General features: G+C 36.0%; 11 protein-coding genes. 3 read left to right on the top strand and 8 right to left on the bottom strand.

Features of this window, described 5'->3' with window-relative positions:
• The first annotated feature begins 259 nt into the window (after positions 1 to 259).
• Entirely contained in the window at positions 260 to 1591 is a 1332-nt protein-coding gene (locus ACNQGH_RS21420) for an ATP-binding protein (protein WP_417958056.1), read from the top strand.
• Positions 1592 to 1700: 109 nt separating this feature from the next.
• Positions 1701 to 1838 (top strand): hypothetical protein, encoded by a 138-nt coding sequence (locus ACNQGH_RS21415; RefSeq protein WP_417958055.1) that lies wholly within the window; start codon positions 1701 to 1703, stop codon positions 1836 to 1838.
• A 1001-nt stretch (positions 1839 to 2839) separates the two neighbouring features.
• Here the strand turns inward: ACNQGH_RS21415 and ACNQGH_RS21410 are convergent.
• The 8 genes from ACNQGH_RS21410 to ACNQGH_RS21375 form a co-directional block, all read right to left on the bottom strand.
• Positions 2840 to 3244: a DDE-type integrase/transposase/recombinase gene (locus ACNQGH_RS21410; protein WP_417958054.1), complete on the bottom strand. Its 405-nt coding sequence runs from the start codon at positions 3242 to 3244 to the stop codon at positions 2840 to 2842.
• A 16-nt stretch (positions 3245 to 3260) separates the two neighbouring features.
• Complete coding sequence (locus ACNQGH_RS21405) at positions 3261 to 3398, bottom strand: hypothetical protein (RefSeq protein WP_417958053.1); 138 nt, start codon at positions 3396 to 3398, stop codon at positions 3261 to 3263.
• Positions 3399 to 3576: 178 nt separating this feature from the next.
• Positions 3577 to 3822: a DUF6755 family protein gene (locus ACNQGH_RS21400; RefSeq protein WP_165153316.1), complete on the bottom strand. Its 246-nt coding sequence runs from the start codon at positions 3820 to 3822 to the stop codon at positions 3577 to 3579.
• 28 nt (positions 3823 to 3850) lie between these two features.
• Positions 3851 to 4363 (bottom strand): Rieske (2Fe-2S) protein, encoded by a 513-nt coding sequence (locus ACNQGH_RS21395; RefSeq protein ID WP_417958052.1) that lies wholly within the window; start codon positions 4361 to 4363, stop codon positions 3851 to 3853.
• Positions 4364 to 4373: 10 nt separating this feature from the next.
• Entirely contained in the window at positions 4374 to 4943 is a 570-nt protein-coding gene (locus ACNQGH_RS21390; RefSeq protein ID WP_417958051.1) for a 4Fe-4S dicluster domain-containing protein, read from the bottom strand.
• 18 nt (positions 4944 to 4961) lie between these two features.
• Positions 4962 to 7178: a molybdopterin oxidoreductase family protein gene (locus tag ACNQGH_RS21385; protein ID WP_417958050.1), complete on the bottom strand. Its 2217-nt coding sequence runs from the start codon at positions 7176 to 7178 to the stop codon at positions 4962 to 4964.
• 79 nt (positions 7179 to 7257) lie between these two features.
• Positions 7258 to 8307, bottom strand: a complete 1050-nt coding sequence (locus tag ACNQGH_RS21380; protein WP_417958049.1) for an MFS transporter — start codon at positions 8305 to 8307, stop codon at positions 7258 to 7260.
• A gap of 271 nt (positions 8308 to 8578) precedes the next feature.
• Positions 8579 to 10054 carry an MFS transporter gene (locus ACNQGH_RS21375; protein ID WP_417958048.1) on the bottom strand — a complete coding sequence of 492 codons (1476 nt, stop codon included), beginning with the start codon at positions 10052 to 10054 and terminating at the stop codon, positions 8579 to 8581.
• 649 nt (positions 10055 to 10703) lie between these two features.
• Between ACNQGH_RS21375 and ACNQGH_RS21370 the strand changes: the two genes are divergently transcribed.
• The gene (locus ACNQGH_RS21370) at positions 10704 to 12470 is read left to right on the top strand and encodes an ABC transporter ATP-binding protein (RefSeq protein ID WP_417958047.1); all 1767 of its coding nucleotides are present in this window, start codon (positions 10704 to 10706) and stop codon (positions 12468 to 12470) included.
• Positions 12471 to 12593: the final 123 nt, after the last annotated feature.

Below are 12593 nucleotides of genomic sequence, written 5' to 3'. Positions count from 1 at the left end.
GCATTTTGAATTTTCGCAAATACAATTTACACCTTTTTGGTGAGACTATAACTGCCCTAAAGCTTGATTTATCAACACTTTGGGGCTTTTATTTTATTCAGTTGCGACTACTGGGTAAAAAGAAGATTAATATGCGGTTTAAAAAATTAAGCATTTCGTCTTTGTATTGATTCGCTTGTAGTATCAAAACAATTTGTATATTTACATCCGAAACAACCGTTTCGGAAACTACCAATTCGGAAACATATAATGTAAGACAATGAAATTTTATAACAGAGAAAAAGAAATAGCAAAGCTTTTAGCTATAAAACAGCAATCGATAAACGCGGGACAGTTTACAGTGGTCACCGGCAGACGACGTATCGGAAAAACACAATTGTTGCTCAAAGCTTATGAAAATGAACCTTTTTTGTATTTTTTTGTTAGTCGAAAATCAGAAGTTCTACTGTGTAAAGATTATCAGAATGAGATAGTGGAAAAGTTAGGTTTGCCAATACTGGGAGAAGTAACCCAATTTGCTACCTTGTTTGAATATATCTTACAGCAATCCATACAACAACCTATAACTTTGATTATTGACGAATTTCAAGAGTTTTTCTTAGTAAATTCTTCGGTTTATAGTGATATGCAACGTCTTTGGGATTTGTACCAATACAAAAGCAAAATCAATTTATTGGTTTCTGGCTCGGTGGTGTCGCTAATGCACAAAATTTTTGAAAATAACAAAGAACCTCTTTTTGGTAGAGCGCAGCATTATATTAAAGTAAAACCATTTGAAACCAAAGTTTTAAAACAAATTATAAAAGAATATCATCCTAATTTTCAAGCTGATGATTTGTTGGCTTTGTATTCGTTTACCGGTGGTGTAGCCAAGTACGTGCAACTGCTGATGGATAATGGGGCTTTTACCAAAAACCAAATGCTAGAATACATTTTGGCGGAAGATTCTATTTTTATCAATGAAGGAAAAAACATTTTGATAGAAGAATTTGGCAAAGAATACGGCATCTATTTTAGTATTTTGTCGGCTATTGCACAAGGACATACCAGCCGAAATGAAATAGAACAAATGCTACAAAAAGAAATTGGCGGCTATATAACCAAAATGGAAAGAGATTATCATTTGCTTAAAAAATCGAAAGCGATGTTTAGCCTAAGCGAAAGCAAAAACATCAAATACATCATGCAGGATAATTTTTTGATTTTTTGGTTTCGTTTTATTTACAAATACGGCCATATCGTAGAAATAGGTGCTTTTAGCCAATTGAAAACCCTTGTAGATCGAGATTACGCAACCTTTAGCGGTATGATGCTAGAAAAATATTTCAGAACACAAGCCATAGAATCAGGTAATTATACACAAGTGGGCAACTATTGGGATAGAAAAGGCACTATTGAAATAGATTATATAGCAGTCAACGAGATTGAAAAAAATATTATTTTTGCAGAAGTAAAACGCAACCCAGATAAAATAAAATTAGAAAAACTAAAGGAAAAAGCTAATTCTATCATCAAAACGTATAGCCATTTACAAGAATTTGAATGTAAGTTTATCGCCTTAAGTTTAAATGATGTTGTTTCTACTATTTAAAAATAGAGTTAATTAACCTTTTTCGCTACATCATATAAGAATGGCACAGTTTGCACCGGAATCAGTGGCACACTTTCGCTGGAGGTATTTATCCATAAAAATAATTAAAATGAGAGAAACAAACCGATATGAGCGTGCCATACAACAAGACAGAACTATCGATTTTTTATTAGGAAGAGAAGAATATCATTATGCTGACGATCAATTTTCGAGAAGAGCTACATATTCCCAGTTATACTTTTGGTGATATAAAAGACTATGAAAAAAAACATGGAGAAGTTGAAATGTTGAAACAGTTTAAGGATGATATTAAAAAAACTTTACAATTAAATTTAGATACAAATGATTTTTTAACTATTTCGACTTATATATATAAGACATTTTTATGAAGAAAAAAGTTTTACAATTGAATGGATTCCAGATGAAGAAACCAAAACATTAATCAAAAAGCATTATAATTCTTTTTTGAATCAATTTGATCCTTCTGAAGATTTTAATAATCGATTCCCTAAAGAAAGTAATGGTTTTTTCTTGATAATATTATATCTAAGTATAAATTTATTAAAGAGCGTTTTGGTATAGATTTATTGGCATAAATTTTTCAATTTATGTTGGTAGTGAGCGTTTAAATATGAAAGCAAAGTGGTAAATTGAGGCTAAAAATCCCCTTGCTTTGAGCCGTTTACTAAGAAATTTTGTTTCTTCTATAAGCAGGAAGTTATAAGTTGACAGTATCTCCAAAAATATGTATTTTAAGCTCCAGAAAGAACTTGTTTTTACAAGTTTCGTAGGCGTTTATTGCCTGATTTGTTAGTAATGAGTTGTGTGGATATAATTTATCAAAATTCTAGCTAGTACAAGTATCAAGAATTTATAATGTAGTAATACCCCAAAAATATAAAATTTTATTTCCAGTACGGAACTTACCCCCCTGAGTTCCCCTAGCAGGCTATTGGCTTGTGTGTTCTCAAAGATGTACCTTAAAAAAAGAGTCCCTCATTCTTTACAACTCTGTACAATCATAGAACACAATTGTTAAACCACTATGCATAAATTTTTCAAAGAATAATTTTAGGCTGATCTTTATCCTTTCAAAGGAATAACCGTCAAGATAAAACAAATTGGACTATTTATTTTATTACATCTGTTAGAATAAATGCAACTACAATTTAATCATGCGACAGAGCCTTTGAGTAGGTTCTGTCGCATCTGTCGAGCATAAATCTACTTATTAGTGTTTTCGGGGGGTCATGCTACCAATGAACAGAATGATTTAAACATAGTTATACCAGGATTAATCATCTGTTTCTTTCTTAACAGATGTACAACTTCAATTCCAGTTAACGTTCTTTCATCTGATTCAAAAGCTGCAAATCCTAATCCATTTAGAATTCTCCACTTGATAAAACGATGATTTTGTTCGACAATGTTGTTCAAGTATTTACATTGCCGGATCACTATTTTAGAAAACGACCGCTGATTATAAACTCTGATAGAGACTATGTTTGATCCACTTTTGTCCATATTTATTATTCCTGGTTTACCATTATTACCAATTGCCTTAATTAAAAAAGATTGGGCACTCATCCTTTGCCTTCTCTTGGTTAATAGGAAATCAACTGTATTACCTGATTTATCAACTGCTCTGTACAAATAACACCATTAACCCTTAACCTTTATATTTTTCATCCATTCTCCAACTTTTCCCAACTCTTAGTTTTCGTTTTTTCATTTGCGCCTCGATAAAAGGACTAAACTTGTACACCCAACGCTGAATTGTCACATGGTCAACCTGAACTCCCCTCATTTTCATTATTTCGGCAACATCCCGATAGCTTAACGTAAATCTACGTTTGAAATATACTGCCTGGAGAATAATAGCTTTTGGATAACAGTGACCTTTGATATTTATGGACCTGATGATTTAAAAGCCTTAAAGAGGTGTTTTCAGATGCGACAGAACCACATCGTCTACTATATCACTACTACTTTCTATAATTCCCTTTAGGTAAATAATAAAGCCAGCTGAAACCTATCAAAAACAAAATCAAGGACGCAATAAATGCGGGGATGAGAATTTCTCTATTATTATCTAAAGCATTATTCAATGAGGCATACAACAACCAGATCTGAATGGTCACATTTAAGATTAAAATGAATATCAGCGTCGATAGGATATTGTTTAGCTTGTTGGGATTGGCTTTGTTTTGGCTCGTTCTAAAATTACTCATAACAATTGAATTTGATTATTTTTGATTCTTAACTCATTACTTTTTCTTCGGATGCTTTTACATAAATAGCATTGTCTTTGAAAAAAACATCTAGTTTAGGCAAAGCTCTTGGCGGTGGTCCACCTAGTACATCACCAGTCATAGCATCAAACGAACCTTCGTGACATGGGCAATGGATAATACCAGTTCCCGGTTTGTAAAAAACGGAACAAGAAAGATGCGTACATTTTTGCTCATAAGCCTTGTATTCACCATTTTCAAGATGAATCAAAATATATGGAACTGTACTTCCTTCAATAACAAAACCTCGTGTTCCTCCTACCGGAACTTCGTCTTGCTTGCAAACAAAATGCTCGCCAGCCACTTCTTCCTTAGGTAATAAATAAGCTTTAGCAGCAACCAAACCACTACCAACCATTAATCCTCCAGAAACTAGCGTTAGGAACTTCGCAAAATCACGACGACTGACTTGTGTGGCTTCTTGTTTTAAAATTGGAAAGTCTTTTTTCCAGTTTTCATTTAAATTATCTTCTTTTGACATGGGCCTATTTTTAATAAATAATCAACTCAGTACTGCCTTTAGGCATCATGATATTCACTTTGGTATTTACAATCTCTTTTCCGAAAACAAAGGTATTCACAGGGGAACTGTTTGGGCGCATTTCTTCGATTTCTGCTTTTGTACCGTAAAACAGAGCGCCACTTGGACAAACAGTTGCACACATTGGTTTTTTGCCAATGCTCGTTCTGTCATAACACATGGTGCACTTCATCATCAAATCATACTCTTCAATTTTCTTTGGCACACCAAAAGGACAAGCAATCACACAGTTCGAACAACCAATACATCTTTCGGTATTGGCGGTATGCACGATTCCGAATTCGTCTTTTGATATCGCATCGGCAGGACACACACTGGCACAAACGGGATCATCACAGTGCATACACACCTGAACCGTTGTTTGAACCGTTGAAGCACGATCGACATAATTAACATGAATCATAGAGTCCTGACCGTTTGTTTCGCATTCGGCGCAAGCCAACTCACAAGCTTTACAGCCAATGCAACGTTGCATATCTACAAAAAACTCTTCGTTTGTATTAAAACTGGTATAGTTCATATTTTAGCTTTTTATAGATTAAACACTGGCATAAGCTTTAGATTCTTTGGATGGCGGAGCGATTTCTTTCAGTGGTTCCAAATGGCAGGCACACACTTTAAATTCCGGTATTTTAGATATCGGGTCTAATGTGCCGGGTGTCAGTTGATTTGCTGATTTTTTACCAGACCAATGGTAGGGAATAAAAACAGTATCTTCTCTAATCGTTTCTACTACATTAGCAGGGAAAATTCCTTCCCCTCTTCGGGTAGAAACCTTAATTAATTCTCTTTGTTGAATGCCATATTGTTTAGCCAGATTAGGATGAATCTCTAATAATGGTTCCGGAAACTGATCCACCAATTTACCAATTCTACGCGTTTGGGTTCCGCTTAAATATTGGGAAACGACACGACCCGTCGTTAAAATCACAGGATAATCTGCATCGGTTACTTCTCCTGGAAGTTTGTAGGGTGCTGGATTAAAATGGGCTTTGCCGTCAGGCGTTTTGAACTTTTTATCTTCCCATAAACGAGGGGTTCCCGGATGGTCTTCTGTTGGACAAGGCCAAAAGATTCCCATGTTGTCTTCTATTCTTTTATAGGTAATTCCGTTATAATCGGCCGTTCCTCCTTTTGAAGCGACACGCAATTCATTAAAAATCGCTTCGCTGCTATCATATGTAAATTTATCTTCTTCACCCAAACGTTTCGCCAATTCCAAGATAATGGAAGTATCTGTTCTGGCATCTCCCGGAGGGGTTACTGCCTGACGAATTCGAATTACTCTACCTTCTGCTGATGTGGTTGTTCCTTCTTCCTCTTCTTGCAAAGAACCCGCCAGAACAATGTCAGCATGGCGTGCTGTTTCGTTTAGAAAAAAGTCGATACAAACGTAAAACTCCAGTTTTTCTAGGGCTTCTCTAACGTAGTTGCTATTCGGTAGTGACACTAAAGGGTTAAAACAAATAGACAATAGTCCTTTGATTTCACCTCGATGAATTGCCTCAATAATTTCATATGCTGAAAGTCCTTTTCCAGGCATATCCTTTTCATCAATTCCCCAAACACCGGCAATGTATTTACGATGTTCCGGGTTTTCGATATCTCGGTTCCCGGGTAACTGGTCGCATTTGTGACCGTGCTCTCTTCCTCCCTGACCATTTCCCTGACCGGTAATCGTTCCATATCCGCAATACGGTTTACCAATTCGTCCTGTTGCCAAAACCAAATTAATACAACCCAAAACATTATCTACTCCTTTAGAATGGTGTTCAATTCCACGAGCATGAAGTAAGAAACTCGTTTTGGCTTTACCCCATAACTCAGCGGCTTCTTTTATTTTTTCTTTCTTTATTCCCGTGATTTCTTCCGCCCATTCCAGGGTGTAGTCTTTCACAGCATCTAATGTTTCCTGATAACCTGAAGTGTAATTGTCTATAAAATCATGATCCAGCATGTCGTAGTCCACAAGGTATTTCAGCATGGCTCCGTAAAGCGCAGAATCGGTACCGGGTTTCACGTCCAGATGCACATCGGCTGTTCTGGCAAGCGGTATCATTCTTGGATCGATTACAATTAATTTGGCTCCGCGATCTCTCGCTTTCCAAACCCAATACGTCAATGTCGGAAAGGTTTCACTGATATTGGCTCCAGCCACAATAATCACCTCGGCATATTCTAAATCCGAATAATTATTAGAAGCCCGGTCTAATCCAAACGCTTTTTTGTTCCCCGCTCCGGCACTCACCATACACAAACGTCCATTATAATCCAGGTTTTTTGTTTTTACAGCCACACGGGCAAATTTACCCATGAGGTAACTTTTTTCGTTGGTTAATGAAACGCCTGAAAGTATCGAAAAAGCATCTTTTCCATATTTTTCCTGAATGCGTTGAATTTCAGAGACCGTCTTAGTCATCGCTTCATCCCATGATGTTGGCACAAATCCTTGTCCTTCTACTCTTTTTATTGGTCCTAAAAGTCGATCTGGATGGTTGTTTTGTAAATAACGTTGCACTCCTTTTGGACAAAGTCGTCCTTCATTAAACGGAAATTCCATCCAGGGTTCAAAACCAACCACTTTATTGCTTTTAACTAACAATTGAATTCCGCATTGCATTCCGCAAAAACAACAATGGGTTTTTACCAACTCATCTGGCTCGTCTCTCCCATCATACCCTTCTTTTGGGCTATAATTAAGATGTGGCCCGAACACTTCTATTATATTCTCTGCTGAAACAGGTAATTTTGCCATTTTTTATATTTTCTATTCTTGGTTTTTTTATGTTTTATATTCCAACTGTAAACTGCGACTGAATACTGATCACTAAAAACTATCCAAACAAATTTCCGCCTGCTTGTCTTGCTTTCAAATGGGCTTGAGCCAAACGGGATCTCTTTCCTTCAGGACTCAAGTCCAAATGCGAACCGCCATCTTCCATACTAAAATCAAAACCAAGTTCTTTGGTTACTTTTTTAAGGTCATTGATGTGCATATTTGTAGCATACTCTTCTCCTGTATGTTTGCAAACTGCCATTCCCTGTTTCATTCCTTCCTTTTTATAAATGTGGGCACCAATCTGGGCAGGACGTTGAATAATATGAAAGAATTTCCCGAAAGGAATCCAAATCAAAAACATGATAACAGTCACCGCATGAATTACCGCCAAGAAATCAAAAGCAAACCCTTTCATGAACTGATACGAATACGTTAGTCCTAATCCTGTAACGGATATGGCAATCAACAAAATAAGCGGTAATAAATCCCCTTCAAATGTTTGCGTAGCAATTAATCCCGGATTGGTCAGTCGTCTTCTCAGATAATACAAAGAACCCAGAATAACCAAGTAGGAAGACCAGTTTAACGCATGAAAAGTTAGAAAAGCCATAATGGAATCCAGTTTGAAATCCATTACTTTGAATCCGAAAAAATGGGCTTCATATACTGAAATTGAATTTGGAGCCATCGTGAAATGAATCCACCCGAATGTCAAAGGAATTGTGATTAAAAAAGCCGAAGTACAACCAACAGCAATCATAAAATGCGCCATCCATCGGTATTTCCCCCTTGGATAAATAAATTTTTGAAAGGCAATATTTTCGATGGTTTCTTTGGAAGCAAACCAAAAATGTGAAAACACTTTCCCCGTAACCAAATACGTTATCCCTCTTTTAAAATAAATCCAAGTGGGTGGTCTTTGCAACCAAACAAAGTAACGGTATACAATGCCAAAAAAAGCGAATATCGTTCCAAATAAATAAGTGATTAAAGCGGCATCAAAATTCTGTAAATTTCTGGAACCAAAAAATACCAGCACAATAGAGAATATGGATATTCCAGTAGCTATCAGTAAGGCCTTGGTATTAAAAGTTCTATTTTTCATTTTCTAAAATTAATAAGTGTGCATTTAAGACGTTTCTTTAAGAAACCTACAAGATCCAAAGACTTTGTAGGTGTATAAGAGAATTTCCCCTTGTGAAACGAATATGAAATAATAAACTAACTTGGTTTTTCATATCCTTTACGGTTATAAAATCACCAATTGTCGTTGTAGCTAATATAGTGAAAAGAATCAAGCCAATGAAGAATTTATTTGCAGCTGCGTTCGCAGTACTAGTATATTGTCTAAAAGAACCCGCATACTGCCTATCATCTTAATGTTTGATGTGCTCGATATCTCTTGTAAATCCAGGTGTTTCCTTTCTGAATATTTTTATTATGGTTTTGTGCATCCAAATCAAACAAACAATTGATAATACAAATATAAAGAGCCATGAACTTGTCCAAAAACCAGTAAAAGCAAGCAAGTATCCAAAAACGATAGGGCCTATAAATCCTCCTAAACCTCCAATCATTCCTACCATGCCTCCAATTACTCCAACTTGATTTGGAAAATATTCAGGAATGTGTTTGTAAACTGCTGCTGAACCAATTCCCCAACATGCACCAATTAATATTACCAAAATGAGATACACCCACATATTAGCCTCAAAATGAATTTGAGTAATTCCGTCTGCGATCAATTCTTTTTTCTGTACTTTTTGATTTTCGGAAACAACTACTTCCTGCCAAGTTTTTTTAGAAGGAAAAAATTGACTGTGCTTTGCATTAACATCTTTTGGAATAACCCGATATTCTCTTTCACCTACCACAATTTTAGAAGGTGAAACTTCTGTAACCGTTCCTGCATTACCCGCCATTAAACCACTGCCAGAAGTAGTGATATCCATTTTTGGAAACAATAACAAGAAACTCAATACTACTGAAGAACTTAAAACCCAATACATAACTTTTCGAGCTCCAAATTTATCCGATAAAAATCCACCAAAGGCACGAATAATACCCGCCGGCAAGCTAAAACATGTGGTAAACAATCCTCCCAAAATTAAAGAAGTGTGATACACATTCATGAAATTAGGCAACAACCATTGGGAAAACGATACAAAAGAACCAAATAATAAAAAATAATACGTTCCAAAACGCCATACACGTACTTCTTTAAGTGGTTGTAAGAGTTCTCTAACCGATTTTGATTTTGCTTCTATTTTTTTTGTTTTCGAAAAAAGAATAAAAATAATTCCCATAAATAACAACACTGAGCCATAAATTACTGGCAAGTATTTCCAGCCATTCACTGGATCTGATTCTGAAAAATACTTCAACAAACTTGGTGCTACAAATGGAGTAATAGAAGCACCTGCAGTACCCATTCCGAAAATACCCAAAGCACGGCCTTGCCATTCTTTTGGATACCAAAGTGAAGTATAAGCCACACCAACAGCAAAACTAGTTCCTACCATTCCAAACATGAAGCTCAATAAAGCAAACATCCAGAAATTAGCTGCAAATGGAAGTAAAAACAAAGGGATTGAAGCCAAAATAAGCAAAGCGGAATATACCACCCGACCTCCATATTTGTCGGTTAAAATTCCCATTGGCAATCGCATAAGCGAACCTGTAAGTACCGGAATACCTAAAAGCCATCCTATTTGAACTACATTCCAGTCAAAAATTTCTTGGTCTACTAAAAAAGTAACTAAAACTCCATTTAAAGTCCAACAGGCAAAACAAACCGCAAAAGCGAGTGTGTTTAAAAATAATATTCTGTGTGATTGGGATAAACTAGCCATAAAACAACTTTTTGTTAATGATGTAAAATTAATCTGTCGACGCTTCCTAAAATATGATATATATCAGTCAGCCAAAATTTTTATCGTAACCTAAGGTGCGGTCGTTAAATCCCATTTTGATTCAAACTCACCTTAGCAAATCCACGAAATTCTTGCATTATTCCTGAGAAATAAAGATAGGTATTTTCGGGCTTATATTGTATTGCTTAATCCCAATATCGCTTTTGGCTTCTTTCACTAAGTATGGTTTTTTTTATATCTTTCAGCAAATTATAATAACGACACTTGAGCTTCGGTTAAACATGCCACAATTCAGCGTGGGGTGTATGAACAACGTGATTTAATGGCCGCAAACAGAGAAGCATTTAAAGCTTCCCTTACCGCAGAACAGTAAGTTATTTTAAATAATCCGTCTTTGTGCGGGTAAAGAATAGCAGTATAGCGTGCTATCGTACGAATATAAAAAAATACCATCCATTGAGCAACTTTTAATTCCGCAAGAGAAATTAATGCTTAAATTTAGCTCCTTCAAAGAACAATATTTTTACTATTAATTTCTCATGCTACAATAATATATATTTCATCTTTCAAATGACCTGGTATAATCAGTACGCATCCCAACTAAATTATAAAAAACATACTTAATAATATGAAAATATTACTGCGTTATCTCAAACAATACCGATCTACTGTGCTATTAACCCTAGCATTGGCCTCCATTAATCAGATATTTTCACTTCTTGACCCATTTATACTTCGTAAAATTATTGACGATATCGCCACTATATACAGACAAGACAACCATACTGTTAAAGAGTTTTTTTATGCAATTTTGCCTCTTTCTGCGGCAACAGTTGGCGTTGCTTTCATTAGTCGGGTAGCTAAAAATTTTCAAGATTATTATATCAGCAGCATAACCCAGCGCATCGGGGCGCAAATTTACGCCGATGGTATCAGTCATTCGCTGGAGTTGCCCTACGAATCTTTTGAAGACCAACGATCAGGTGAGACTTTAGGCATTCTTCAAAAAGTAAGGACAGATGTGGAAAAAATCATAACTTCCGGTATAAATATCCTTTTTCAATCCCTAATTGCCTTAATTTTTATTTCAATATATGCTTGGTCAGTACATTGGGCCATTTTGCCTTTATTCTTGGCAACCGGGCCAATAATAGCTTGGATAAGTTCTGTATTGAGCCGAAAAATCAAAACAATACAAATTCAGATTGTAAAACAATCAACAGGCTTGGCAGGATCAACTACTGAATCTCTGCGAAATATTGAGTTGGTAAAATCACTTGGTCTCGCCAAACAGGAAATTGCACATCTAAACGCTACTACTGATAAAATACTGAAACTCGAGCTTAAAAAGGTCCGTTACGTCCGCACCATGTCCTTTATTCAGGGTACCTGTGTAAATTTATTACGTACATTAATGATATTAGTACTGATTTATCTGATTTACCAAAACAAAATTACATTGGGGCAGTTTTATTCCCTCAACATTTACTCTTTTTTCTTGTTTGGTCCGTTACAGGAAATTGGAAATGTAGTCAGTACCTATAGAGAAGTGGAAGTATCACTCCAAAATTTTGATGCTATATTCAATATTCCTATGGAGGTAAAACCTGAAAATCCGTATCCAGTTATTAAAATCGAAACCCTTGAATTTCAAAATGTAAGATTTAAACATCAGTCTGCCAATAAAGATGCCCTAAGCAACATCACTTTTAAAGCGCACCGCGGTCAAACCATTGCATTTGTTGGTCCTTCAGGTTCTGGTAAATCCACCTTAGTAAAATTATTGGTGGGACTGTATCGTCCTAAAGAAGGAAAAATCATGTACAACGGACATAATTTTGATGAAATTGATTTCGACCAACTTCGGGAACGTATCGGTTTTGTAACCCAGGATACCCAGTTGTTTTCGGGAACAATTCGAGAAAATTTATTGTTTGTCAATCCAGTTGCCACCGATGAGCAATGCATAGATGTCTTGAGAAAAGCGGCTTGTCACGCACTTTTAGACCGTGCTGAAAATGGTTTGGATACTGTGATTGGTGAAGGGGGTGTAAAAGTATCAGGAGGTGAGAAACAACGTTTAAGCATCGCTAGAGCATTATTAAGAAGTCCAAATCTGCTTGTTTTTGATGAAGCAACTTCTTCACTCGACTCCCTAACGGAAGAAGAAATTTCAGATACAATTCGTGAAGTGTCAATAGATACAACTCACATGACCATAGTAATTGCTCATCGTCTCAGTACCATTATGCATGCTAGCAATATTTTTGTATTAGAAAAAGGCAAAATCGTTGAAAATGGTTCCCATGAAAAACTATTAAAACTAAAAGGACTCTACTATGCCATGTGGAGACAACAAATTGGAGAGAAGGATTTGGAACATATTGAGCGATAAGATCAATAAACCGGAATTCAAATACATACAAAAAGTAGAACCAAATAGCTAACTTTACTATTGCAGCGGTAAAACCTAGCACCTCAATGGTGAATACTATCCCTGCCGGAATTCTGGTTGAAA

Origin of the sequence: Flavobacterium kochi (assembly GCF_048286715.1) — a bacterium.
GTDB lineage: Bacteria > Bacteroidota > Bacteroidia > Flavobacteriales > Flavobacteriaceae > Flavobacterium.
This window is presented reverse-complemented; position numbering and strand designations above follow the sequence as displayed.

What these genes read in the sequence shown, in the direction of transcription:
- ACNQGH_RS21420 (WP_417958056.1), top strand. Translation starts at nt 260, where the DNA reads ATGAAATTTTATAACAGAGAAAAAGAAATAGCAAAGCTTTTAGCTATA.
- ACNQGH_RS21415 (WP_417958055.1), top strand. Translation starts at nt 1,701, where the DNA reads ATGAGAGAAACAAACCGATATGAGCGTGCCATACAACAAGACAGAACT.
- ACNQGH_RS21405 (WP_417958053.1), bottom strand. Translation starts at nt 3,398, where the DNA reads ATGAGGGGAGTTCAGGTTGACCATGTGACAATTCAGCGTTGGGTGTAC.
- ACNQGH_RS21400 (WP_165153316.1), bottom strand. Translation starts at nt 3,822, where the DNA reads ATGAGTAATTTTAGAACGAGCCAAAACAAAGCCAATCCCAACAAGCTA.
- ACNQGH_RS21395 (WP_417958052.1), bottom strand. Translation starts at nt 4,363, where the DNA reads ATGTCAAAAGAAGATAATTTAAATGAAAACTGGAAAAAAGACTTTCCA.
- ACNQGH_RS21390 (WP_417958051.1), bottom strand. Translation starts at nt 4,943, where the DNA reads ATGAACTATACCAGTTTTAATACAAACGAAGAGTTTTTTGTAGATATG.
- ACNQGH_RS21385 (WP_417958050.1), bottom strand. Translation starts at nt 7,178, where the DNA reads ATGGCAAAATTACCTGTTTCAGCAGAGAATATAATAGAAGTGTTCGGG.
- ACNQGH_RS21380 (WP_417958049.1), bottom strand. Translation starts at nt 8,307, where the DNA reads ATGAAAAATAGAACTTTTAATACCAAGGCCTTACTGATAGCTACTGGA.
- ACNQGH_RS21375 (WP_417958048.1), bottom strand. Translation starts at nt 10,054, where the DNA reads ATGGCTAGTTTATCCCAATCACACAGAATATTATTTTTAAACACACTC.
- ACNQGH_RS21370 (WP_417958047.1), top strand. Translation starts at nt 10,704, where the DNA reads ATGAAAATATTACTGCGTTATCTCAAACAATACCGATCTACTGTGCTA.